Source organism: Luteolibacter luteus, from assembly GCF_012913485.1.
GTDB classification, from domain to species: domain Bacteria; phylum Verrucomicrobiota; class Verrucomicrobiia; order Verrucomicrobiales; family Akkermansiaceae; genus Haloferula; species Haloferula lutea.
In genome coordinates, this window is the sequence record NZ_CP051774.1 from 3,452,532 (window position 1) to 3,479,221 (window position 26,690).

Annotated in this window: 14 protein-coding genes; 9 read left to right on the top strand and 5 right to left on the bottom strand. The window is 61.2% G+C overall.

Annotation, left to right across the window (positions count from 1 at the left end):
* The first annotated feature begins 70 nt into the window (after nt 1-70).
* A complete protein-coding gene (locus tag HHL09_RS14350) occupies nt 71-6,502 on the top strand; it encodes a DUF642 domain-containing protein (RefSeq protein ID WP_169455316.1) in 6,432 nt (2,143 codons plus the stop codon).
* Nucleotides 6,503-6,603: 101 nt separating this feature from the next.
* Here HHL09_RS14350 and urtA read toward each other — a convergent pair whose 3' ends face one another.
* The 5 genes from urtA to HHL09_RS14375 form a co-directional block, all read right to left on the bottom strand.
* Complete coding sequence (gene urtA, locus HHL09_RS14355) at nt 6,604-7,875, bottom strand: urea ABC transporter substrate-binding protein (protein WP_169455317.1); 1,272 nt, start codon at nt 7,873-7,875, stop codon at nt 6,604-6,606.
* Between the two features lie 143 nt (nt 7,876-8,018).
* On the bottom strand, nt 8,019-8,864 hold the full coding sequence (locus HHL09_RS14360) for a hypothetical protein (protein WP_169455318.1): 846 nt from the start codon (nt 8,862-8,864) through the stop codon (nt 8,019-8,021).
* A 266-nt stretch (nt 8,865-9,130) separates the two neighbouring features.
* Nucleotides 9,131-9,601 carry a molybdopterin adenylyltransferase gene (gene mog / locus HHL09_RS14365; RefSeq protein ID WP_169455319.1) on the bottom strand — a complete coding sequence of 157 codons (471 nt, stop codon included), beginning with the start codon at nt 9,599-9,601 and terminating at the stop codon, nt 9,131-9,133.
* The gene (gene moaC, locus HHL09_RS14370) at nt 9,598-10,050 is read right to left on the bottom strand and encodes a cyclic pyranopterin monophosphate synthase MoaC (RefSeq protein WP_169455320.1); all 453 of its coding nucleotides are present in this window, start codon (nt 10,048-10,050) and stop codon (nt 9,598-9,600) included. The genes mog and moaC overlap by 4 nt, the downstream gene beginning before the upstream one ends.
* Nucleotides 10,051-10,059: 9 nt before the next feature.
* Nucleotides 10,060-11,235, bottom strand: a complete 1,176-nt coding sequence (locus HHL09_RS14375; protein WP_169455321.1) for a molybdopterin molybdotransferase MoeA — start codon at nt 11,233-11,235, stop codon at nt 10,060-10,062.
* A gap of 96 nt (nt 11,236-11,331) precedes the next feature.
* Between HHL09_RS14375 and HHL09_RS14380 the strand changes: the two genes are divergently transcribed.
* The 8 genes from HHL09_RS14380 (at nt 11,332) to HHL09_RS14415 (ending at nt 26,657) form a co-directional block, all read left to right on the top strand.
* On the top strand, nt 11,332-11,562 hold the full coding sequence (locus HHL09_RS14380) for a MoaD/ThiS family protein (RefSeq protein WP_169455322.1): 231 nt from the start codon (nt 11,332-11,334) through the stop codon (nt 11,560-11,562).
* A 2-nt stretch (nt 11,563-11,564) separates the two neighbouring features.
* The gene (locus HHL09_RS14385) at nt 11,565-11,957 is read left to right on the top strand and encodes a molybdopterin synthase catalytic subunit (protein ID WP_169455323.1); all 393 of its coding nucleotides are present in this window, start codon (nt 11,565-11,567) and stop codon (nt 11,955-11,957) included.
* A 28-nt stretch (nt 11,958-11,985) separates the two neighbouring features.
* Nucleotides 11,986-13,140 (top strand): pyridoxal phosphate-dependent aminotransferase, encoded by a 1,155-nt coding sequence (locus HHL09_RS14390; RefSeq protein WP_169455324.1) that lies wholly within the window; start codon nt 11,986-11,988, stop codon nt 13,138-13,140.
* Between the two features lie 470 nt (nt 13,141-13,610).
* Nucleotides 13,611-14,429, top strand: a complete 819-nt coding sequence (locus HHL09_RS14395; RefSeq protein ID WP_169455325.1) for a hypothetical protein — start codon at nt 13,611-13,613, stop codon at nt 14,427-14,429.
* Nucleotides 14,426-16,099, top strand: a complete 1,674-nt coding sequence (locus tag HHL09_RS14400) for a hypothetical protein (RefSeq protein ID WP_169455326.1) — start codon at nt 14,426-14,428, stop codon at nt 16,097-16,099. The genes HHL09_RS14395 and HHL09_RS14400 overlap by 4 nt, the downstream gene beginning before the upstream one ends.
* Before the next feature lie 46 nt (nt 16,100-16,145).
* Nucleotides 16,146-17,978: a DUF8740 domain-containing protein gene (locus HHL09_RS14405; protein WP_169455327.1), complete on the top strand. Its 1,833-nt coding sequence runs from the start codon at nt 16,146-16,148 to the stop codon at nt 17,976-17,978.
* A gap of 42 nt (nt 17,979-18,020) precedes the next feature.
* Entirely contained in the window at nt 18,021-26,066 is an 8,046-nt protein-coding gene (locus tag HHL09_RS14410; protein ID WP_169455328.1) for a hypothetical protein, read from the top strand.
* A 9-nt stretch (nt 26,067-26,075) separates the two neighbouring features.
* A complete protein-coding gene (locus tag HHL09_RS14415) occupies nt 26,076-26,657 on the top strand; it encodes a hypothetical protein (RefSeq protein ID WP_169455329.1) in 582 nt (193 codons plus the stop codon).
* Nucleotides 26,658-26,690 lie beyond the last annotated feature (33 nt).

Here is a 26,690-nt window from a genome sequence, read left to right on the forward strand (position 1 = left end):
GGCGAAGGTTTGGGTGTGCCGTGCTTGTCTCCCGAACCCAAAGGCATTCTAACCCTTAGCCTGAAATCCCGTGTCTTCCTCTCCTCTCATCACGCGCCGAACGCTCTATCTCGGAGCTCTCCTGTCCGTTTGCGCCGGGACCTTCTTCTGGGCGCAGTACCATCGACAGGTATCCCCGGGCGGAGCTAGCAGCGGGATGGAGTCCCCGCGGAACAGCAAGGCTAGAGAAACCCTGATCACTGGTGAAGCCGTTAAGAGCGAGGTCACTGCGAGGGAGGCCGATACGATTTCTCCTGCGGTTTCCCCCGCAACACCCGCTGTTTCGCGGGAGCTGAATATTGCAACGAATCCCTATGCCGCCGGTTTAAAGGGGCCTGGCAAATCGAAGCGTGCCTGGGACGAGCGCTTTATCCAGAGCTTCAGCCAGGCGAAGGAGGGCGATCCGGTCCGCTTCGAATTGACGGAAGGAGTCGTGGCCGAGGGCGTGGTGAAGATCGTCCAGTCGGATGGCGCGGTGGTCTCGTACGTCTCTGGTGAGCTGAGTGCTCCGGAGAAAGGAAAGTTCTTCTTCATCACACCTCCGGAAGGAGGGAAGGCGGGCAAGGCCGTCGGCGTGGTGGAGTTCCCTGGCAGCGAGACTGCCTACCGCATCGAGCCGACCGGAGCGAACGGCGAGCCGGAGCTTTGGCAGCGCCGTTTGGACGAAGTCGTATGCATGGGCATGGCGGAGGCAGATCCTGCGATGCTTGAGGAAGCCAAATGCTCCTGTGGCAAGCCGCATGACATCGTCCCGCTGCGTCCGGATCAGGTTCCGGACTATGTGCCCGAGCACAATGACGAGATCATTTCCCTGCAGAGCTATCCCGGCTCCCAAGCGGTGATGCTTCTGGATTTCGCAGGCGGCTACACGAGTGGCTGGGGAGGGGTGACTTATGCGCGGCCCAACGTCAGCAATGAGGTGATCAAGGACATCTGGAAGCGGGTGGCGGAGGACTACATGCCCTTCAACATCAACGTGACGACAGACATCAATGTCTTCCTCGCGGCGCCAGCCGCCAGCCGTCAGCGCTGCTGCTACACCACCACGCCGATCACGCCGGCGGGGGTGGCATACTTCGGCTCCTGGAACTGGGGCAACGACACGGTCTGCTGGTCGGTCTACAATGTCGGCAAGGCAGCGGCGGAAGTCGGTTCGCATGAAGTCGGCCATACGCTGGGTCTTGCCCACCAAGGTCAGAATGGCGGTGGTGAATACTATGGCGGCCACGGTGGCGGTGAGACCGGTTGGGCACCGATCATGGGTGTCGGCTACTATCAAGCGGTGACCACTTGGGCGAAGGGCGAGTATTCAAATGCCAACCAGCAGCAGGACCAGCTCCAGACGATCACCACGACGAACAACAACGTCGGCTATCGCAATGATGATACCGGCAGTACCTTGGCGACATCGCGTTATCTCGAGATCAAAGCGGACAACACGATATCTGCGGAGGGCGTGATCGAACGCACCGCCGACACGGATGCTTTTCAATTCACCACCACCGGAGGCGCGGTGAGCTTGCGCGTGGATCCGGTGGCTCCGGGAGACTGGGGAAACCTGGCCACGATGGCCACTCTTGCGGATGCCTCGGGCAATGTCCTTGCCACGGCCAATGCGCAGGACGATGTCTCCTCCACGATCACGACCACACTCGCGGCGGGCACCTATACCTTCCGTGTCACGGGAGCCGGCAAGAACGACCCGTTGACCAATGGCTTCACGGATTATGGTAGCCTCGGTTACTATGCCATCTCCGGCAGCGTGGCGGGGGCACGACAGCCCACGCGCCTCAGCGTGGCGGAGCGCGCGCCAAACAACACGATCGTCGGCAACGTGCCGGCTAACAATCCGAACAGCAGCGCGCTGGTTTACACGATTACCGGTGGCAACACCGGGGGAACCTTTTCGATCAGCACTACCGGCGTGCTGCAAGTGGCGAATAATGCGCTGCTGGACTACCATGCGCTGGCCGCCACTCCATCGCTCTACGCCGCCCAGTTCGAGCTCTTCGTGACGATTACGAACCTCAGCAACGGGGCGCTGACAGAGACGAACCGCCGCGTGGTGGTCTCGGTTGATCAGCTTTATGCGCCGGTGCCCGCCGGACTTGCCGCCACTTTGGACAGCAGCTTGCGGATCAGACTGGAGTGGGGGGAAAGCAACGGTGCGACAGGCTACCTTGTGAAGCGCTCCACGACCTCGGGAGGTCCCTACACGAGCTTGGGGACGGTGAGCGGCACAAGCTACTCCGACGCCTCGATCACGCATGGCGTGACCTATTACTACGTGGTCACCGCGGTGAACGCGAATGGTGAGAGCAATAACTCGGCGGAGGCCCGCGCGCTTGGTTCCTCCGTCGCCGGTGGCTTCGAGTCGCCGAGGCTTTCCTCCGGCACCTTCCGCTATAGCCCGACCGGCAATACCGGCGGCTGGACCTTCGGCGGTGGAGCGGGAAATGGTTCGGGGATTGCGACGAATGGCAGTGCCTTTGGAAGTCCTACCGCGCCTGAAGGAAGCCAGGTAGCCTTCATCCAGTCCTATGGCACACTGACGCAGACCTTCTCCGGCTTCACTCCGGGCACGCAGTATAGGATCTCCTACTTGGCCGCGCAGCGTGGGTCGCAAAGCGGCCAGACTTGGAATCTGGTGGTGGATGGAAATGTCCTCCAATCGAACCCTGCAGGATCGACGAGTTTCACCGCCTATGGCGCGAGCTTCACCGCCACTTTGGCCCTTCACACGCTCTCCTTCGTGGGAACGAATCTCGCGGGAGGGGATAACACGGTCTTCATCGACAACGTGCAGATCGCGACCGCTGGTCCCACGATCCCGAATTTCAGCTTTGAGGCACCCGCCCTCGGCGGTGGTTCAGGAGCGTATCGCTACAATCCTACCGGAGGCTCGTGGACCTTCAATGGCACGGCGGGCAATGGCTCGGGGATCGCGGGAAATGGCAGCGCCTTCGGGACACCGGATGCGCCGCATGGCTCGCAGGTCGCCTTCATCCAACAGAACGGCACGATCACGCAGACGCTCACCGGCTTCACCGCGGGCAAGGCCTACACGCTGAACTACCTCGCGGCCCAGCGCGGCGGCAGTTACGGCGGCCAGACCTGGGATGTGAAGATTGGCAGCTCGATCATCCAATCGAACAACGTTCCGGGAAGCACGAGCTTCACTTCCCATACGGCGAATTTCGTCGCCACGGGATCTTCCCAGACGCTGTCCTTCGTCGGGACGAACATCAATGGCGGCGATCGCAGCGTGTTCATCGACAACGTGAGCATCACGCCGCGCGATTCACTTTCGACGGTGCTGCCGGTAGTGGCTCTCACCAGCCCGGCGAACGATACCGTGTTTCCGGCTTATGCTCCGGTCAACCTGACGGCATCCGTCACCGCGAATGGCAATGCGATTGATGCGGTGCAGTTCTTTGTCGGCAAAAAGCTGATCGGAGAGATTGGCAGCGCGCCCTATACCTGTGCATGGGGCAATGTAACGGGCGGCCGACACACGGCATTTGCTCGCGTGCTCTTCAACGATGGTAGCATTGCGGACTCTGCTCCGCTGGTATTCGTCGTGGCTGCCAGCAATCTCAACCTCGGCTTCGAGGCGCCATCTCTGGGGGGCGGGCATCAGTACACGCCTGCGGGTGCCTCGTGGAAATTCACGGCGACGGGCATCGCCGCCAATGGCAGCTCCTTCAACAACCCGAATGCTCCGGAAGGAAGCCAGGTCGGCTTCGTGCAGTTCAAGGGTACGACGACACAGATCATCACGGGCTTCATTCCGGGGACCAGCTACACGATTTCCTATGCGGCGGCGCAGCGACCCGGGAACCAGCAGACCTGGGATCTGAAGGTCGATGGCGCGGTCATCCAGTCCTACACGGGTGGCAGCTCCACTTTCAGCACTCGGACGGCGAGCTTCACCGCGACAGCCGGGTATCATGAACTGAGCTTCGAGGGAACGAACCTGAACGGTGGCGACAACACGATCTTCATCGACAACATCAGCTTCAACCCGCCGCTGCAGACCAGCCAGAGCCCGGTGCTTGTCGCGGATACCTCGCCCGCCACGACGGTGGATGTGGTGGGCAGCGAAGTGCGCTTCGTGGCCGCATTTGGCAGTGCTCTTCCGACGGCCTACCAGTGGCAGAAGATCGTCAACGGACAGGCGACGAATATCGCGGGGGCCACTTCCACGACGCTGACGCTCTCCAGCCTGCAATTGGCTGATGCGGGATACTACCGCTTGCAGGCAACCAATAGTGCCGGTGTTTCGGTCAGTGCGGTGAGCCAGCTCACGGTCAACGCCGTCCCGGCAGCAGTGGATAATGTCATCACCAGCTACGCGGCGCAGACCGGTCTGGGCAGTGCAGCTGCTCTTTTCCAGAGCACTTGGGAAGTGGTGCCGGGCAGCTTGATCGCTTCGAAAGCACCCTCCGAGACAGGAAACGGGAATTTCACGAACAGCACCAACGTGCTGACCGATGGTAGCGTGGGGCGTTCGGTCTATGGATCGGGTGGGGCGACGGCATCGCAGGTGACCTGCGGTAGCAGTGCCGGCCAATCGGTCACTTACAATCTGGGAACCGCCTCGGGAGGCTATAGCCTATCCGGGATCGTGGTCTATGGTGGCTGGCCGGATGCTGGCCGCGATCAGCAGGCCTATACGGTTTCTTATTCCACTGTTTCTTCACCCACGGTTTTCACGCCGCTGGCGGAGGTAGACTACAATCCTGAGAATGCTTCAGCGGTTCAAGCCGCCACGCGGTCGACGATTCGCTCGGCCACGGCTGCTCCGCTGGCAAGCAGTGTTGCGGCGCTGCGATTCGACTTCGCGAATCCCGAACCCGAGAACGGCTACTGCGGCTACACCGAGATTGCAGTCTATGGCACTCCGGCAGCGCCGGTGGTCACGATGCAGACCTCTCCAGCCACGGCGACCGATGTGGTCGGCGGTCAGGTGAGCTTCACGGCTTCGGTCGTCGGAGCTGCGCCACTATCGTATCAGTGGCAGAAAGTCGTAGGAGGCGTGCCGAGCAATATTTCGGGAGCGACGTCACCCATGCTGACTCTCAGCAACCTCCAGACCAGTGATGCCGCGAGCTATCAGCTGCGCGTGACCAATGCGCAGGGCAATGTCACCACCGCTGCGGCCAAGCTCACGGTGAACAATGTCCCGGCTGCGGTGAACAACGTCATCACCTCGCTGGCGGCGCAAACGGGGCTCGGAGGAAACACGACCTTCGAGCCGAGTTGGAAGCTGACCGCGGATGACAGCGTGATCCGGGGGATGATGCCATCCACGGCGGCAGGGAATTTCAGCCTGAACTCGAATGGCAGGACGCTGGCCGCGCTGACCACGGCTCGCAGCCTTGCCATCAGTCCGACGACAGGAGGCGACAACAGCATCAACTATCTGAGCGGTGGCAATGGCGGGGGAGCCGGCGCTTCGGTAATCTACATGCTGCCCGCGGGCGGCAGCGGCTATTCGCTTACGAAGATCATCGTCCATGGGGGATGGTCGGATGCAGGCCGCGACCAGCAGGCCTACACCGTCTCCTATTCGAAGGTGGCCACGCCGACGACCTTCGTGCCACTGGGTTCCGTGAACTACAATCCATCCAATCCGTCGGCAGTGCAGTCCACGACGCGATCCACGCTGACGGCGGCGAATGGGATCCTGGCGACCAATGTGGCGGCGTTGAAATTCGACTTCACGAATCCGGGGTCCGAGAATGGCTGGGTCGGCTATGCGCAGTTGGCGGTCCATGGTGTGCCCACGCTTTCGGCACCGATCAATCTGATCGCGACGGCGGGCGATGCGCAGGCGAGCTTGAGCTGGGCGGCTACGCCGGGTGCCACGACTTATAATGTGAAGCGCTCGACGGTGAGCGGCGGGCCTTACAGCACGGTGGGGAATGTTTCGACCACGAGCTTCGTGAATACCGGGCTGAGTAATGGCACGCCTTACTACTATGTCGTGACGGCATTGAATGCCGGTGGTGAAACGGGCAGCTCCGGGCAGGTCTCGGTGACGCCGATTCCCGAGGGCTACGATGGTTGGCTGGCGGCCTATCCGTCTTTGACGGGGCCGGATCGCCTGCCCGATGCAGATCCGGACGGCGACGGGATGCCAAATGGGGTCGAGTTCATGACAGGCACTTCGCCGGAGAATGGAAGCGGTGGATCCCCGATTGCGAGCCATCTGGATAGCTCGGGAAATCTCGTGCTGACCTTCAAGCGGGTGGACGCCGCGAAGGATTACACGATCGAAGTTGATAGCGCGACGGAACTCGGCACGCCGTGGACCTCGGTGGTGGTTTCCAAGAATGCCATCAGCAGTGCGGCGATGACGGTGGTGGAGAATGGAAGCGCACCGGATGACGTTACCGTGGTGATTCCTGCGAACGGCGAGCCGAAGAAGTTCGCACGCGTGAGGATCACGATTCCCTGAGTTGTCGGGCTTCTCTTTCGTTTCCCGGGAATGGAAAACCCCTGCCCGTATGCACCGGACAGGGGTTGGCACGAATCCTCGGGGAGGAGAGACCTATGATTTCACTTCGCCGCCGAGGCCTTGAAGGTGCCCTTCAAGAAAGGCTCGCCGACGACGTTCTTGTATTCCTTCAGGATCTTGAACTGGCCGTCAGCGCGGGTTTCACCGATGTAGACGTTCTTCGTCACGTGGTGGTTCTTCTGGGTGGTGACGGTGCCGCCCGGGCCGTCGAAGGAGATGCCCTTCTCAAGCTCCGCGGTGACCTTTGCCACGTCGAAGGACTTGGCCTGCTCGACTGCCTTCTTCCAGAGATAGACGCCATCATAGCTCAGGACCATCGGGGAGCAGGTCACGCGGCCTTCCTTCACGATGCCGGGAACGGAGGTCTTCTTCAACCAGGCCTGGAAGCCATCGACGAACTTCTTGTTGGCTGGAGTGCGGATCGATTGGAAGTAGGTCCAGCAACCGAGCTGACCCACGAGTTGCTTGGCGGGGAGGCCGCGGAACTCGTCTTCGGAGATCGAGAAGCTGACGACCGGGCAGGTCTCGGCGGTAAGGCCGGCAGCGGCGTATTCCTTGAAGAAGGGGACGTTGGTGTCGCCGTTGAGCGTATTGATCACGCAGGCGTTGCCACCGGCGGCGAACTGTTTGATTTCAGCAACGATCTGCTGGTAGTCGGTGTGGCCGAAGGGGGTGTATTTGCCGGCGGAGACGATCTCGTCGCCTTCCTTGCGGAAGCCACCGCCGATGTTTTCGAGCGGCACGCCCTTCGAGCGGAGGTATTCGAGCAGCACGAGGTTCGTGGTCTGCGGGTAGACGTAGTCGGAGCCGAGCAGGTAAAACTTCTTCTTTCCTTCCGCGAGCATGTAGTCCACGGCGGGAGTCGCCTGCTGGTTCACGGCCTCAGCGGTATACATGATGTTCGGGGACATCTCCTCGCCTTCGTATTGCACCGGGTAGAAGAGCAGGCCTTTCTTTTCTTCAAAGACCGGCAGCACCGACTTGCGCGACACCGAAGTCCAGCAGCCGAAGGTCACGGCCACCTTGTCTTCCTCGAGGAGTTGCTTGGCCTTCTCGGCGAAGAGCGGCCAGTTGGAGGCACCGTCGACGACGACGGGTTCGATCTTCTTGCCGAGCACGCCGCCGTTGGCGTTGATCTCGTCGAAGGTGTAGAGAAGCACGTCACGCAGCGAGGTTTCGCTGATGGCCATAGTGCCGGAGAGAGAGTGAAGCACGCCCACCTTCACGGTGTCTTGGGCGGAGGCCAGGGGGGAGGCGAAGGCCGTGGACAATGCCGCGGCTGCGATGAGACGTTGGAAAACGGAACGGTTCATTGGATTTGGGACGAAGTTGGGTTGTTGGTCAGTGGAGGTGGCATCAATCCGGTCGCCAGCGGCGAAAAGGCCCGTTCCCGGAGGCATCCTGGAACGGACCTTCCCGCGGCAACCGATTATGATACCAAGGAAATGGGGGAGCCTTAGAAGGCGCAGCCGATGCCGATGTTGGCCGTGAAGAAGTCGTTGTCCGGACGACCGGCGCGGGTGTTGCCCACGACATCGCTGTCGGTGAGGTAGTAGCTGAAGCCACCGTGGAGGTTCCATTCGCCGGCGCTGTCACCGAGGAAGGTGAGGGGGAGCGTGGCATTCACGGACAAGGAGCCGTAGCCCAAGCCGCTGTCGACGCTGCCCGGGTGGAAGTCGTCATCCGCGAAGAAGGCAACATTGAGCGGGAAGGAGAAAGTCACCGGGCCGGCCTCGACGGAGTGGGAGATACCCGCCACGACCACGGTGCCGTTGTTACCGCCGGAAGCACCGGGATCGACTCGGTTGTGGATCACGAGCGAGGGGCTAAGGAAGCAATCGTAGGCGAACTTGAGATCCACGATCTGCTCGTTGCCGCTGCCGTAGATCCAGTTCTGGTAGAGGGCGGTGATGCTGAGATCGCCAACCTTGTAACCGACACCGCCCCAGACGTCGATTTCCTGGAGCTTGCCGCCGATGGCGGAAGGAACCTTGCCATTCACATCCCACCAGGTGCCGAGGATGAGGGAGAAGTTCGAAGGAAGACCCCAGGTAAGCTCGAGGGAAGGATTGAAAGTAGGGCCCTCGAGGTCGTTGCCATCGCCCCACACATCCAGACCGTAGGAGATGAAGTGGGAGTTGTAGTCGAGGTTCAGGGTGCCGGAGAAGTTATCTTCCGTCTCGATTGCCGGAGCAGGCGTGGTCGTGGTGGTCGGCGGGTCTCCAGCGTAGGAGGCCGCGGTTCCCAGAAGGGAAGCGAGCAAGGCACTCTTGAGGACGATGGCATTCACAGGTGTCTTCATGGTTGTCGGTATGGTTTTGGCGGGGAGCTTGCCCGCGAAACCGACAGAGCATGGCCGTGGCCAAGGGTTTGCCTTGTGGATCAGGTATGACAGGAATCCGCTTCATACCTAACAGCTGGATCCATTAATCCGAGTATTAGCTTTGACCCATCCGTCACCTGAGCGCATCTATTACGGCAAAACAAGGAGACAATTCCCCCTGGGGGAAGGGGCCAGCCACCCTCCCGGCCGTGCCAGCAACGCCGGATGAGGGAATTTTTTTGCGATTACTCCCGCAAATGCCGCAAAGCCTCGCGGATCGCGGGGATCAAGAGGGGTAGGCACTCGCCGATCGCCTTCGGATTTCCCGGCAGGTTCACGATGAGGCTCGTGCCCCGGGTCCCGGCGGTGGACCGGGAAAGGATGGCGGTAGGCACCTTGGCAAAGCTCTGGACCCGCATGATCTCGCCGAAGCCGGGGAGTTCGCGCTCCAAGACGGCCCGGGTGGCTTCCGGGGTGAAATCGCGTGGAGAGGGACCGGTGCCGCCGGTGGTCAGGATGAGGTCGCACTTTTCCTCATCGGCGAGGCGGCGGAGCAGGGCTTCGATCTCGGGCCGCTCGTCCGGCATGACGATGCGCAGCCACTCGATGGGGCCGCTTTCCGCTTCGCTGAAGACGCGCTCGATCTCCGGTCCACTACGATCCTCGTAGATACCGGCGCTGGCACGATCGCTCAGGGTGAGGCGCGCGACTTTCATTCCTTGATCTTCTCGATGACCTGGATGCCGCCGATGATCATCCCCTTGTCCACGGCCTTGCACATGTCGTAGATGGTGAGGGCGGCCACGGAGACAGCGGTGAGAGCTTCCATTTCCACGCCGGTCTTCGCCGAGGTGCTGGAGGTGGCGCGGATGGCCACGCCGTCGTCGCGGACCTCGAAGTCGACGTCCACCTTGTCCAGAGGCAGGCCGTGGCAAAGTGGGATCAGTTCATCGGTGCGCTTCGCGGCTTGGATGGCGGCGATGCGGGCGACGGTCAGCACGTCGCCTTTTGGCAGTGCCTTGTCGCGCAGTGCCTGCACGGTGGCGGGAGCGCATTCGACAAAGCCAGCGGCGATGGCGAGGCGGCGTTGCACCGGCTTCGCACCGACATCCACCATGCGGGCGGTTCCTTCGGCGTCGAGGTGGGAAAATTCAGGCACGGACATGGCGGGAGATCAGAAAGGAGCGGCGAGCAGCAGTGTCTTCACGCGATTGCCGGATGGCGAGGATTCGTTGACCTGAAGCAGGGCATTCGTTCCCGCGAGGGAAAAGGTATCCCCGGAGGTGGACCAGCGCAGCGGCGAAACGGTGAGCGCTCCGTCCGCTGGCTCGACGCGGGCAGGCCAGAAGGTCTCGCGGGGATCCGTTTTCAGGATCGTGCCGTCGCTCAACTCGACATCGAGGAAAGACCAGGAGGGTGCAATTCCCGACATCAGCTCCAAGGCCAGGCGGATGGTGACATGGAAGCAGACAAAGTGCGAAACGGGATTGCCCGGAATGACGAAGGCGGCCTGCGAGCCCTTGGTGGCAAAGGTGAGCGGCTTGCCGGGGCGGAGGTTCACCTTGTTGAAGTGGATCGTGAAGCCGCAGCGGCGGAGTGCCTCTGCGCCGAAGTCATAGTCGCCCACGCTCGCGCCACCGGAGATGAGCAGGAGATCGCAAGGTCCCGCGCAGAGGTCTGCGAGGGCGGCGGGATCATCCGCGCAGTGCGAGGAGGAAACGGAGCTCACGCCCTGTTGGCCGAGGAGGGCGTGAAGCAGGGTGGTGTTGGTATCGCGGATCTTGCCTTCCGGTGGTGTTTGGTCCGGTGGCACGATTTCTCCCCCGGTGGCGATGTGTCGGACGACGGGCCGCCTGACGACGGATGGATGGACTGCGCCGACCTGTGCAAGCATGGCGAGTTCCGCAGGGCCGAGGCGTGAACCGCTGGGCAGGATAATGGCTCCGGGCTGTGCTTCGGAACCCTTTGCGCGGATGAATCGGAGCTCCGGAAAGATCGGGATTTTGACGGTGTCTCCGCTTCGCTCCGCCATCTCCTGAGGGATAACCATGCCGCCGCCCTCCGGCACCAGGGCACCGGTGAAAATCCGGATCGCTTGGCCTTCGGCGAGCGGCTGCCCGGGGATGGAGCCGGCTTGGAGTTCCCCCACGACGGTAAATTCGCCCGTTTCCTGGCCGCTGCGGATCACGTAGCCGTCCATCGTGGCCCGATCTCCGGAGGGATACCATGCGTCTGCCAGCACCGGAGCGGCCAGCGCACTGCCGAGGGCCTCCGCCAGCGGTAGGTTCACCGCGGGCAGCGGAGCCAGCGAGTCCGTGATGATGCGGCGGGCTTCCTGCAGGGAAATCATGGATTCGCACTAGAAGCGGAGCCGGGCCCGCACAAGCGAATAGATGCTCGATATTCCGTTCGCCGCCGGGGCGGTGGCGGGCTATGGCTTTCGCCGATGCCCATTACGGTCCTGGCCTTCGCACAGTCCCAAGACACCTTCGGCTTTTCGAGCAAGGAGCTGCCCTGCTCGCCGGAGGACACGCCGCGCACCCTGCTGCTGCGCGTGAATCCGGAGGCGAGCTTGGAGCTGCTCCGCGTGGCGCTCGATTGTGAGTTTGTCACCTGGGACACGCCGATCGGTTCGGCGAAGGAGCTGGCAATCATTCCACCGGTTTCTGGAGGCTGAGCATGTTGATCGAGATTCATTTCACCGCGGAGGCGATTGTCACCCCTCCGGAGAAACTGCCCTCGCGCGAGATCGGCGCGGCGGTCGAGTTTTTGGGGATCGTCCGCGAGCTGGAGAATGGCGATGCCTTGGCGGGTCTTTTTTATGAAGCCTACGAGCCGATGGCGCGGCGGGTCTTGGAGCGGCACTTCGAAGCGCTGGCTGGGATTCATCCCTGCGCGGCGGTGCATTTCATCCATCGCACCGGATGGGTGCCGGTAGGCGAGGCATCCCTTTTCATTCGGGTGCTGAGTTCGCACCGGAAAGAGGCGCTCGCGTTCCTCGGCGATGCCATCGATCGCCTCAAACAAGACGTTCCAATCTGGAAGCGGATCTCCCGCCCGGAGAATTCCTGAACGCACGGTTCCAAATTTTCCCCAATTCATGCCTTCCACCGCTACCCGCCTTTTCGGTTTCACGGAGTCCGTCATCCGCGGCACCACGCGCCTCGCGAATCAACATGGCGCGATCAATCTGGCTCAAGGATTCCCGGACTTTGATCCGCCCGAGGAGCTGCTTGCTGCTTTGGAACGGGCAACCCGCGGACCACACCACCAGTATGCGGTGACTTGGGGAGCGCCGCGTTTCCGTGAGGCCCTGGCCCGGAAGATCTCGCGATTTACGGGATTGAACATCGAGGCGGACCAGCACCTCGTCGTCACCTGCGGTAGCACGGAGGCGATGATGGTGGCCATGATGACGGCCTGTAATCCGGGGGACAAGGTGATCGTCTTTTCGCCCTTCTACGAGAATTACGCCGCGGATGCGATCCTGTCCGGGGCGGAGCCGATCTACGTGGCATTGCGACCGCCGGACTTCGCGTTCGATCGCGATGAGCTGGCAAGGGCCTTCGAGCAGAAGCCGAAGGCAATCGTGGTCTGCAACCCGTCCAACCCTACCGGCAAGGTCTTCACGCGGGAGGAATTGCTCTACATCCTGGAGCTGGCCGAGAAGCACGACACGTTCGTGATCACGGACGAGCCGTACGAGCACATCGTCTTCGCGCCGCACGAGCATGTGTATTTCTCCGCACTGCCCGGGGCCTTCGAGCGGACCATCACGTGCAATTCGCTTTCGAAGACCTACTCGATCACCGGCTGGCGTCTTGGCTACGTGCAGGCGGCACCCGCAGTGATCGCGCAGGCGAAGAAGGTGCATGACTTCCTGACGGTGGGCGCGGCGGCTCCCTTGCAAGAGGCGGCGGTTGCGGGTTTGGAGTTGCCGGATCGCTATTATGCCGGACTTCACGACCTCTATGCGGAGAAGAAGGAGATTTTCCTGGGCTATCTCCGTGAGCTTGGCCTGCCTTTCACCGAGCCGCAGGGTGCCTATTATGTGATGCTCGACATCTCCTCGCTCGGTTTTGCCAACGACACCGAAGCCTCGGAGTGGCTTATCAAGGAGATCGGCGTCGCCGGGGTCGCTGGATCCAGCTTTTTCCGGGAGCCGGTGAATCACCTCATCCGTTTTCATTTCGCGAAGAGCGAAGGCATCCTGCGTGGGGCAGGGGAGCGTCTCCTGACGCTAAAGAATCGTTAAGTCGACCCTGTCGAATCATCAGGTGCCTAACTTCGGGGTACCTCGGAGATAATCCGAAGTCATTCCGCGATCACGTAGTAGGAAAGCGCGGCGAAATGGTAATGCTGCCGTTAGCTGAAAGTCAGGAGGCACGAAGCAGTCGCTCTGTTCGCCCCCCTCTCCTTATTTCGCAAATGTACGCGTTTTCCGGATCGCCCGGGAAAAGTTGACGAGGGGTCAGTCTAATACAGCTGGGTCGCTTTCTTCCTAAAGAGGCCGTCAGACCGGGAGGTGAACCCTTTACCCGGACTTCCGGTCATCCGCTTTTGCTTTGTCGCGGATTTTCGGGAACAGCCTCACCTTCATGATACAGCTTCGATACTTAATATTTCTTGAATATTTAGAAAAGTAACATAACCCGTTGCTCGCCCATGCTCCCTCCCCAGTTGCCGTCTGTTAGACGCCCGCTATATTCACGGCTTTGTGCGGCCGTGGGATTCCTTCTTGTAGGTGTGACGCCCGCTTTGGCTTTTCCGCCGGCTCCTCCCTACACGCTTTACGGAACGGTTCGCGACCAAGTCGGCCAGACCATTTCGGCAGACGGGGCTGTCGTCATCCTTTTCAAAGGAAGCCAAGAGTTGGGACGCACGCCGATCAATAGCGGCGCACGGCTGGACCAGAATTATGAACTGAACGTCCGGATCGACCAGAACCGGGGCGGCACGAGCCTGTATTCGGAAAAGGCTCTCGAGGCGCAGGGAGCTTTCAGCATGGCCGTGGATATCGGCGGAGCCCGCTATTATCCTATTGAGGTGGCTGGTACCCTGACCGCCGGAAAAGGGGGTGAGCGCGTCCGCTTGGACCTCACCTTGGGGCAGGATAGCGACGGCGACGGTCTGCCCGATGTTTGGGAACAGTGGCAGCTCTATCAGGCGGGCAAAGATCCCGACGAAAATGGCAATTGGCCGATCGGCTTGATCGACAAGGACGGCGATCTGGATGGTGACGGGACCAGCAACTGGCTCGAGTACCTCGCAGGCACCTTCGCCGGGGACGCGACGGAACGCTTTGCTCTCGATATCAAAGAGAAGACCGCCAGCAGCGTCCGCTTCGGCTTCTACGCCATCACCGGGAAGACTTACACGATCGAGACCTCCACGGATGCGAAGACGTGGACCCGCATTCCCTTCTCCGTGGGACAACCTGTCGCCGGGACCCAGAGCTGGCGGGCTGCGGAGGTGGGCGTCGTCTCCGCATTCAGTGCCGCCGGTTCCAGCACCCGCCAGCTTTATCGACTGACCGTCCGATGAAATCTCCTGCTCTTTTCCTCCCCGCGTTTCTTCTCCTCTCCGCCGCCAGCGCCTTCGCGCAGTGGCAAACGACAACCTATAGCCTGAAGGGTGGTTGGAATGCCATCCACCTTTCCGGAGATGCGACTTACCAGCCGCTGGAAACCCTCTTGCCTACGGAGGTTCTCGAGGTCTGGCGCTGGAATCCCAATCCCGAGCAGGTCCAGTTCACGGAGTCTCCGCTGATCCCTTCCGCCGGGACCCCGGAGTGGTCCGTTTGGAAGCGTGGCGACGCGGCAAATAGCTCGCTGTCCCTGCTCAGCGGCCAGGCTTCCTATCTGGTGAAGTGCAGCGGCACGGCTTCTAACAGCTACTCCGTTCCTATCCTGCAGTCCCCCCGCCCGCCCTCGAACAAATGGGTGCGTAGCGGGGCGAACCTGATGGGCTTCCCCGCCTTTCAGAGCGGAGGGAGCTCGCCGCTGATGGGCAGCTACTTTGCTTCCTTCCCGATCGCGACGGCGGCGAATACCCGCATCTTCAAGTACGTCGGCGGTGACCTGGGGGCGGGCAATCCCCTGCAGATATTCTCCCCGGCTTCCGAGCGGCTCGACCGCACCAAGGCCTATTGGTTCTCTGCCGACGTGGTGGGGAACTTCTATGCCCCGCTTGAAGTCAGCCTGAGCACGGAGGAGGGACTTACCTTCGGCCGTTCCGGCTCGATTGTCAGTGCGCGTATCCGGAACCGGACCTCCGCGCCGATGAGCGTGACGTTTTCTCCTGTCAGCAGCGAGGCCGCACCGCTCGGCCAGCAGGGAATCACCGGTCCGGTACCACTCACGCGCCGTAGCTTCAATACGGGTGCAGTTCAGTGGGAAGAAACGCCGATCACGGGAGCTTTCCAAGAAGTCATCGCCCCGCAGACCACGATCGAAGTGTCCTTCGGCATCGACCGCGCTTCCATGGCCGACGAGCCTGCCGATGCTTACTTCGCCTCCTTCCTTCGCCTCACCGACAGCGGCGGCCTGATGGACATCTACCTGCCGTCCTCCGCCACGAAGTCCTCCCTCGCAGGACTCTGGATCGGGGACATCACGCTGAACCAAGTCAGCAATGCCTCCACGGCGACGGGGAACACCCCGGCGTCCTTTCCGCTGCGCACGCTTCTTCATGTAGCCGATGACGGCACTGCCAGCCTGCTCTCGAAGGTCTTCATCGGGAAACTGGCGGCAGGTGCCCATGACCTTGGCATCTGCACGGAGGAATCCTTGCTGGATAGCTCCTCGCTGGCTACCGCGCAGCGCCTGGTGGCCGCACATATGCCGCTGGACCGCGTGCTCAGCAGTGGCAGTGGTAGCGTGGCCCTGGGCGATACCCTGACCCGCACGATCCAGATTCCCTTCAACGATCCGACCAATCCGTTCGTCCACCAGTACCACCCGGATCACGACAACAAGAACGCCCGCGGCCAAGCGGTGGGTGCCGGTGTGGAAAGCTACAACGTGACGCGGACCTGCACGTTCACCTTCACCGCCTCGCCCTTGCCGGGAAGCCAACCAAGCGGCTGGGGCAGCAACACGATCGGGGGTACCTACGAGGAAACCATCACCGGTCTGCACCGCAATCCCACCACGCTTACCGGGACCTTCGAGCTTCGCCGCGCCAACGAACTCGGCACCCTTCATCTTCCGTAATCCACCGCTCTTTCACCCTCTTTTTCCTCCTCCAGCACACCCCACCATGAAAACCTCTTCCGCGTTCTCCCTCGCGATTCTCCTTTCCTCCGCCTCCCTGCTCCATGCGCAGGTGCCCGCCCTCATGAGCTATCAGGGCAGGGTGGTGGATAGCTCCGGCACCGGTCTGGGCACCGGAACGCCGGTCAACCGCAAGATCATCTTTCGCATCTTCGATGCGGCTACGGGTGGCAACCGCATCTGGTCGGAAGAACAAACCGTCACGCTTTCGAATGGTGACTTCAGCGTCATCCTGGGTCAGGGGATTGCCGCTTCTTACAACGGCTCACCCGAGAACCCCCGGCCCTCCTTGCTGGACGTCTTTGCGGGTTCCGATCGCTACCTCGAGATCGTGGTCGATAATGGTGACAACAATCTGGTTAGCGCGGACACTCCCATTACGCCGCGGCAGCGGCTCATCTCGACGGCTTTCGCAGTGCGGGCGGCGACCGCGGATTCGGTGCGGGCCGGGACCGACCTGACCCTGCGGGATCCCAATCACGGCCTGGGCTGGTATGGCACTGGCAGACCTTTCAACGGGGTGAATCTGGATGGCCCGGTGCTCTACGGATACAACGGTGGCATGCTGGGCTCCGTGAATGGTGCCGTACAAAAGACGGCGCTACGCTGGACCAACGACGGGAAAATCGGCGTGGGCGGTGTGGTCAGTCCCACGGAAGCGCTGGATGTGCTCGGCAACATCAAGGCGAGCGGCACCATCACCGGTGGCAAACTCGTCAGTAACGATACCGTGGCGGCGAGGGGGGATGCCGGATTCACCTTCCACACGGTAGGTGACAACGACAGCGGCCTCTTTTCTCCTTCCGATGGAACCCTCACCTTCCGGAATGACGGAGTTGAACGCATCCGGATCAATGCTGCCGGCAATCTTGGCGTGGGTTTGACCAACCCCGGGGAGAAGATCGATGTTTCGGGCAACATCCGGGCAAGCGGACTGATCCAAGGATCGAGCGTCGGATCCTCGGGGAACCTGTATGTGACCAGCCAGACCTACACCAGCGGCTTGCTGATGAAGGGTGGCTTTCCCGTGACCGACACCAATTTTGGAGGAGATGGCAACTTCATCAGCTTCTCTCATAATGGCGTCAGCGAGGACTACCTCGGCTACCGCTCGAATACCTTCTACTTCAAGGACTCGCCGGGAGGCGGGGACAGCACCGAGCCGGGCATCCATGTGGGCGGTCCAGGCTCCTTCGGCGGATTGGTCAATATTCGCGGTCTCTACAACGGGGGCATGGGGATCGAGACTACAAGTGGATTGATTAACTTCGGACTCAACGACTCTCCGTCCAATCGCTTCGGAGGATCGTATGAGAGGACTGCCCAGGGCGGTGTCTTCCGTGTCGATGCCAGAGATGGCTATGATGTCTTCCAGTTCCTTGCCCGGGCGAAGGACTCTTCCTCGGATGTCGGTGTGGTGGCTTCGATCACTGCGGCAGGGAAAATGGCGCTGGGTGGCAAGAGGGTAACGGTAGGCGAGGAAGATCTCCGCATTGTCCGCGGTGTCCTCACCGGGTTGGGCAGTGCCGCCACGAATGTCGAATATCAAGCCCCCCTGAGCCAATCGTTGGTACTGAGGGGATCGGGCTACAAACTCCTGCGGATCTCTACCGGCCGTTATCGCATCGTCTTCAACACCGCGTTCAGCGAGATGCCGGCTTTCACGTTTAATCCGATCCAAGGAGTAGGCGCGGAACGAACCTTCGCGAAGATCACGCTTATGAGCCCTACGACGGTGGAGATCGAGCTGCCGAACGATGATGATTCGGGCCGCAGTGACAGCGCGGGCTTCTCCTTCATCGCCGCAGGTCCTCGCTAAGCTCCCTTGCTCCGGGGCTGAACCTCCTATCTCCCGCCCGCCATGAAACGAACGCGGATACTCTTCATGGGGCTATGTGCCCTGCTCTGCGCCACGGGCTCGGCCCGGGCCCAGTACGAGTTGAAGTCGGGTAACTTCAACAATCTCCACCAAGGCCCGGTGCCCACGGCGCCGAATCCTGCGCCTTCTTCCGGCCAGTTTTCTTCGGTGGCACCGCTGTCGGGTGCTGCAGGTCCGATTTCCACTTCATCGACCTTCGCCGACCGGTTTCCGTCGAACGCGGCGAATACCCTTGTTCTCCAGAAGGCATCGATCGGCAATACATTTGCCGCGGGTGTACCGCGCTATGCCTTGGGCGACATCATCGTGCCGCCGCTGGTGAAGGCGGACGGAGTGACCCCTGCGGATGCCAACTACTGGCGGCCGCAGCCGGTGTTGCCGGGCGAAATTATCGCCGGTTACGGAACTCCCATTCCATTGGGCACGGTCAGCGTGACCAGTGCGTCGATCAATAGTACGACGGTCACCGTAGCCAGCGTTCCCGCAGAGCTCGTGGTTGGTTCCTCCTTGCTCGGCCAGCCCGTCACGCGGGTGGTGGGAAATACGGTGACTTTGGCCGCGAATTCGTCGAACAGCGTCAGTTCCGCCACGAATTTCCCGATTACCCCTGCGACATCGTTCTACTACAGTCCGCACGCGGAGAAGGTCTTCGCCCACCAGCCGGGCCGTGTGGAAATCAAGTGGGTGACGCGGGTGCCGGACGGCGCTAACTACGGCGTGAGGGATGAAACCTTCGCCGTATCCGCGAACACGTCCCGCCCGATCCGTACGATCTTCTGGACGGAAGGCACCTTTGATGGCCCGAAGGTCCAGATCACCGACGGACGGATCACGACGGTGAATCCAGTCTACAATAGCCAGGTGCCCAAGGCGGTCGCTGAAGAAGTCTCGATTCCGGGAAACAGTCCCGCTTCTCCGAATCTCACGACGCTTTCGTTTAACAAGTTCAACGGTGTCGGCCAGCTCCAAGCCTACAATGTGGAAGGCCGCTTGCTGGTGGAATATCTCGGCAACGTCCGCTCCGCGACAGGAACCTACGAATTCGTGGGAACGGAAGTGGTGGAAATGAAGCGCGTCGCGAGCGTGGGCTATCCATCCATCCATCTGGGCAAGGAGATCGTGTCCGGGAATGGAGACACGCGCCTCGTGCCGTCCCCGGTGCTCAGCAACCAGCAGAGCGGAGGCAGCTACTATGGGACCGTGGTAAGGCCGGATCAGACGCTTTCCTATTTCGCAGAGAAGGAAACCAGTCCGGCGAACAATCCGGATGACGGATCGCCATCCTCGCCAAACGAGGCGTATAACAAGGTGGTCTTTTACTGGCTGGAAGCGGGTGATTTCAATATCAAGTGGCCGCACCACCAGGACCGCTACTGGCTGCGGTGGTCGCCGAATCTGGCAGACTACGCCCACTATACGGTCGATAGCAGCGGTAGCACGCCGGAGACCGGCATCAGCTTTGCAAGTGGAGTGATGCCGCAACTGGTCTATCAGGATGACGCGAGCCAGACCGAGGCGGCGCTCGATGTGAACACACAGCGGTTCCATGTGAATCCCGGGGCGGACCAGCGCAACAGAGCCTTGCTGAAATTCAACGGCAACGGGGAGACCTGGTATGTGAACATCTACTCGCAAGCGGAGTCCCGGCAGAAGGAACTCGCGGCGACCACTCCGGCAAGTCCTCCGGATCCGGATACAACTGTGGTGACAGTGTCATCCACCGCGGAGCTTGAGGTCGGCATGGTAGTGAGCGGCGCGGGGATCAATGGGACGGCCACGATCGTGGCGATCCTGAACGGCACCCAATACGTGATCTCCCAGCAGGTGCCCGGCCTCAATGGCCCCTTGGTTCACACGGTGCAATCCGACCTTCTGGCTGCAATCAATACGAGCGCTACGGTTGGCACGCGTCTGCAGGCACCGGCTGGCCATGAGAATGCGGGCTTCATTTCCTCCGGCACGGGCTACTATCCCGCCGGCTATATCAATCCCGTGGTTTCCGGGATTCCCGCGGCCAACCTCGGGGCAATCATTCCGGTGAATGCACGGCCTGGCGACAGTAGCCTGACGGTCCGGTGGTACAAGAAGATCAAGGCCCCCTCTTCGGCATTCCAGGACCTCTATGTGCCCGGCAAGATCGGACGCTACACGATCGGCTTCCCGGCTTCCACCTCACCGGAGATCGTGATCGCGAAGGGTGTCGGAACGGACGACCTGCCTCCGGCGGAGTCCACCGGCTTCGTCTACTATCAGAATGATTCCACCAGGGCGGGCTACAACCCGAACGAGGAGCATGCCCTGATGCTTGGCGGGCGTGCCTATGCCCTGCGGGATGATTTGAATGTCACCAGCGGTGGCAGCTATACCTCCCAGCCCTGCGTGCTGGTGGCCTACACCGACCCTGCGGACAAGCGTCCTGCGATGCACGCCTACAAGGTGGTGCGATCCAATGCCACCTACAACTTCGACTACGTCTCCACCGCGGGCACGCTGCTGGTGAAGCCCTACCCGCTGCCGCTGCTGCCGCTCCCCCTCACGGGATCGGGCACGACCCTGCGTTCGAAGGATCTCGAGATCGTGGGTGCGGATGCTCCGGCGAACGCCACCGTGGCGGAAGACGATGCCTACCGCGGCTTCACCTTCCAGGACCGCAAGGGCTTCACCTGGGTCCACCGCGGGCCGCACGATGCGGGATCGCCCACGCTCACGATGAAGCTGTACTACGTGATGCAGGACGGCTTCTTCATCCCCGGCCAGACGCCGCAGCCATCCGCCGGGACGATCCTTCCTTTCCTCCGGAATCCCGGCCGCAGCGGGCAAGCCCTGAACCTGGGCCTGATCGACAATGGTCAGCAGGATCAGCCGCTCGCGATCATCTATCGGCCTGCCTGGCCGACGCAGGCTGCGGAGCTTCGTGTCGCGGAGACGCTCACCTTGCCGAAGTTCGGCCTCCCGCAGGTCCGCGGCCAGGCTACCGCTTCGATCCTCTATCAGCAGTCCATTGCGAAGGCCGCTACATCGACCGGACTTAGCAAGACCAGCGTGACGCTGCACGACCCCACGCGTGAGAAGACGGTGGCGCTCGATGCAGCCGCCGTGGGGCTTGCGGAAATCCCGGCTTCGATTGCCACCACCACGGATCAGGGCAAGGTCTACTTCCAAGGCTTGCCGCCGCACCTCCAGGAGCGCTTTTACCTCGACCCCTCGCGCGGGGCGAAAGGCACATTGGTCCTGCTCGGCAGCTTCCACGATGAACCGGCGGGAGAAGATTACCTCGATCTGAACCTCCTGTCTGCGGGCGATGAAGAGGCCCTGAAGGGGCTCGCCGATTCCAGCGACGCCAACAAGTCGAAATGGAACACGGCCATTGATGCGCTGGCCACCCAGGTGGAGACCTTCAAGGAGAATCCGGCAGTTGCGGGCACCTATATCGTCGATCAAACGAAGACGGTGAACGTCGGTGAGAACGACCTCACGGTGATCGATAGCCCGGAAACGGCGGTGGATAGCTATGCGGTCACGGCGACCGGGCAAGGCACCGGTTTTGTGACCATGGTCTTTGGCAATGGTGATGCCTTCGCGCCGGAGGAAGACCCGGTTCAGGTGAAGGTCTTCAAGGTGGCGCCGCAACTCTATACGGGCGATCTGAAGGTCATTAGCTCAAGCAACCCGCTTGATGAGCAGGTAACGCTGCGTCACAGCGGTGACTTCGCGGGCAAGCCGGAGGACTATGAATTCGAGTGGCGTTGGACCACTGGTGCGGCTACGGCTCCCGCGGTCTACGAGACCACGATCAACACCCGGATTGGCAATCCTGCGGACAATACCCACCGTTGGAAAATCGTCTCCGATCCCGGAGCGATGAGGCCGGTGGCGGAGCAATACACGAACGCTCCGGTCTTTGATCTGCCACGGAACCAGAATGTCCGGCCGGACGGTTACACGAATGAGGAGAAGAACGCGGGTCTGCCCACGCTCGTCCTCAAGTCGGAGTCGGGCGTCGATTTCTCCGAAGGCGTGCCCGGCGAGATTTTCTTCAGTGCCTCGGTGGGAACACAGGATGGGTTCGTATTCTATGTGAATGGCACACCGGCGGTGGCTTACCGCGCGCCGGAGGCTCTGTTCGGTCTAGTGAATGCGAGCAGCGGTCTTTCCCCAGCAGGGCTGTCGCTGCAGTTCGCGGTGCCATCCAGCTATTTCACCGTTGGACAGAACACGATCGAAGTGGCGATCTACAGTAGCGCGGATCCAAACGTGAACAGCACGCTGGACTTCCGCCTGGAAGCAGCGACTGAGGAAGATGCCGTGGAGAACGGAAGCGTCTGGCAGACGGCCGCCGACCCGGAAGGGAAGAATACGAACTTGGCTATCGTCGGTGGCTCCCCGCTGAATCCTTTTGGCGGCTCTCCCTTCGTCCTGAACGACCGTTGGTTCACCGTGCGCTACAAGCCGAAGGCTTCGGCGGACAATGTGCTGGGCTCCGAGACCTGGTCGCGCTGGATGCAGCCGATGCTGGTGGAAGGTTGGGTGAAACGCGTGCTTGCAGCGATCAATCCCTTCGAGCAGCGCGTGAAGGATCTCTACAACAGCTCCGTGAATACGGATGTCAGCGTGCTGACACAGGCGGGCACGCGCTGGGAAGGGGATGTCGCGCTGACGCTTTCAAACATCAACGACGTCGGTCTTATCGCGATTTATGAGACGGTGCTCAATCGCGCGAAGTCGATGAGCATCGATGCGAACACGAACGATCCCGATGCGAACAATGCGCTGACCTTGGCCGCCGGATACCTGAATGACCTCTACACCTTCCTCGGGAATGAGGCATATGCGGATGCGGCGAACCCGACGATCTCGGTGGATGACCAGAATGGGTCGGCTGCGGTGAATACCAGTCGCTTCTCCTTCGAAGGGCAGGTCGCTAGTTCGCTGGATGAAGAGTTGGCGCTCCTTCGCGGGCGTGATGATTCCGTGAGCCCGGGCGTGAGCACGGCGCCTGCCTACAACCGCCTCTATTGGAACTACACCCGCGGGATCAACAGCGGCGAGGCGATCTACGCGCTGAATTACAACATCAAGGAAAAGGTCGGCAGCACGACTGCCAATGGTGTGATCGATGAGGCGGACGCGCAGCGGATGTTCCCGCAGGGCCACGGCGACTCTTACGGACATTACCTCACGGCGGCGTCGAACTACTACAAGCTGCTGAGCAATCCGAACTTCACCTGGACCCCCCGGGCAGAAGCCGTGACCGTCTTGGGCCAACCAGTGACGGTGGACTACTATGACGAGCGCAAGCTCGCGTCCGCGGCCGGAAACCTGGCCCGCACCGCCGAGCAGATCGTCGGTCTGACCTGGCGGAAGCAGTACGTGGATTCGCCTTCCAAGGGATGGAGCCAGTTCCGTGACAACCGCGGGATGAATTCGCAGACCGGGGTCACGAGCCGTCAGGGCCTCGACGAGTGGGTAAGCCGTGGCGCTCAGGGTGCGCTTTTCCACTGGGCCGTGGTGAATTCGCTGCTGCCGGTGGAGGATAATGTCCACACGGGGATCCAGAAGATCGACCGTAGCACGGTGCCGGAACTCCAGGCGCTGCCGACCGCGGCATCGTCCTTCCAGACTTCCATGGACAGTGCGAATGCGCATCTCAATCCGCTCGGTCTGAGTCCGGATGCGATTGCCTTCGACATCTCGCGAGCTGACCTTGAGGACGGCGTTTCGCATTACGAGCAGATCTCCGGACGTGCGGTGACGGCCTTGAACAATGCGGCGGGTGCCTTCAATCAAGCGGCGGTGATGACCGGTTCCCTGCGCACGCAGGAGAACAGCCTGGATGAATTCAACACCTCGATCGTGGAGCAAGAGGGCGCCTTCATGGATGAGCTCGTGGGCGTCTTCGGTCGTCCATATACCGGGGAAGTCGGTGCGGGAAAACTGTATGCCCAGGGCTACGAGGGCCCGGATCTCTTCCACTGGTATATCGTGGATCGCCCGAATGACTTGGTGGATACCAGCGCGACCCTCACGCTCACCTTGCCCGAGGCGAAGGAATACAGCGCCTTCACGTCGAACCGCATCGATGACATCGTGAAGGGGCTCGATGCCCAGACCGCGGTGACGAATCGCACGGTCACGATCAAGCCCTCGTCATATGTCCAGTACAACGATGTCTGGAAGCCGGGCGGCCTGGGTTCTCGTCCTGAGACGGGCGAGTTGCAGGACGCCCTGCTGGATGCCCAGCAAAGCTGGCTGGCGCTTTCGGAGGCCCGCACGAACCTCCTGAAGGAGAACGCGAACCTTCGTCAGTCGATCTTGGTCTTCAATGATGTGGTCGCGATGCATGAAAAGCATCTCTCCGAGATGGATTCCACCGGGGACAAGATTCAGGTTCTCGAGGGTGTGAAGCTTGCTTTGGAGACCGCTGCCGCGGGCTTCGAGGCAAACTCCGAAGCAGCCGAGGATGTCGGCGATACGCTCTCCGAGTTCTTCCCGAAGATTGTCGGGCTTGCGGCGGATCCTTCTTTCGCCGCTCGTGGTGCGGCCAAGGCCACGGCAGAGACCATCGCCAAGGTGATGAAGGTGCTATCGATCGCCGCAGAGGCTTCGGCAGGAGGTACCGGGATCGCGATCTTGAATGAGGAGCAGGAACTGGAGTATACGCTTGAGCAGCTTGGCTTCTCCAACGAGGAGAAACAGCTCGCAGCTGAGTTCGCTTCGGCCTACCGGGATTACACCTCGCATGCGCACGAGGTCATGCAACTGTCCATCGAGCACCAGCGCGCTCTGCAGAATGTCAGCAACGTCCTGGCGAAGGGAAATAGTATCCTTTCCAACCGCGAGATCTTCCGCCAGCGCGCCGCTGCGGTGATTCAAGGATACCGGACCCGTGATGTGACCTTCCGCCTCTTCCGGAACGAGGCGCTGGAGCAGTATCGCAGCCTCTTCGACCTCGCCAGCCGCTACAGCTATCTGGCAGCGAAAAGCTACGACTACGAGACCGGCCTGCTCGGCTCGGCACAGGGGCAGGGCGTCTTCAAGAACATCGTGGCCTCGCGGGCGCTGGGAGATCTCACCAATGGCACGCCTCAGCTGACCACCAGCTCGCTCGGGGATGCCGGCTTGGCGGGATCGATGGCGAAGTTGAATGCCGACTTCTCCGTGGCGGAGGGTCGCCTGGGTATCAATAATCCCGACCGCAATGGCACCGTCTTCTCGCTGCGCGGCGAACTTTTCCGCATCCGCACCGACCAGTCGCTGACCGGTGATGATGAGGCGTGGCAGCAAACGCTGGAGCAACATATCAAGGCGAACGTCCTGAGCGATCCGGATGTGGCCAGCTTCTGCCGGAACATCCGCAAGCCGGATGGCACACCGGTTCCGGGCATCGTGATCCCCTTCAGCACTACCATCCAGCACGGCAAGAACTTCTTCGGTCTGGATCTGGCGGCAGGAGACCACAATTTCACGCCGAGTAACTTCGCGACGAAGATCTACGACATCGGGATCTCGCTTCCGGGTTACGCGGGCATGGATGCTTATGCGGCCGGCCAGCAGCAGGCAGGTGCTCCTGCCTCCGGCGCGACGAATGCCTTGAGCGCGACACCCTATGTGTATGTGATTCCTTGCGGGCTCGACTACATGTTGGCCCCGCCGCTTGGAGACACGAACACGTTGCGGTCATGGAAGGTGGAAGACCAAGCCCTGCCGCTGCCCTTTAACCTTGGCGCGAACGACTTCAACTCGACGCAATTTTTCAGCGCGAATGGCACTCTTAGCGAGAAGCCTTGGATCGTCCGCAAGCACCAGGCCTTCCGTGCGGTGGATGATCCGTCCTTCTTCTACGGCAGCGTTCCAGCGGAGTTCACGAACTCCCGGCTCGTGGGCCGCAGCGTATGGAATGGCCAATGGAAGATCGTGATCCCCGCCTACACGCTGCTCAACAACGAGCAGGAGGGCCTGAACCGTTTCGCTGCAAGCGTGAAGGACATCCAGCTCTTCCTCCGCACCTACAGCAACAGCGGCAATTGATCGATCCTCATGGGCCGGCGCTTCCTTCTCATCCTTGCGACCGTGGTGCTCGTCACCGCGGTCGCGGTTTGGCAGCGCCCTCCCGGCGGGAAGGCTGCCGAGACGAAAGCACGAATGCTCGCGGCCGGTCCGGTCCCTGATGTGGAAAGTGTCGATCCGGTGGCCGTTTTCCAGAGAGCCTTTTGGAAACGTCCGGCGGAAGGGGATAGCATCCTGAATGCCGTGCGGCGGGAATGGAAGGACGAGGGCGAGATTAGCCGCTGGCAATGGTTTCTGGAGGTCGAGCCGTCTCCCGCACTGGTTTCCTATCTGCGCGAGGACAACGCCTTTCGTCTGAGCGAAAAGAAACCTCCGAGCATTCCCGGCGACGCGCCAAAGTGGTTTATCAAGGACCCCACGGGAATGCATGTAATGGTCGCCCGGCACGGCGGCATGCAGCTTTTCTTCCTGCCTGGAAATACCAAGCTCTATGCCATGGATCGGGGAGGTGGCTTCCAAGCGGGCGAACCGGAAAAGGAGCCCGCTGTCCCCACTTCTGAACCTGGCAAGAGCCGTCTTCCCCTTTCTTCTCCTCCTCAAGCGAATCGATGATTCTCCTGCGATCCGTCCTTTGTTCTCTCTGCT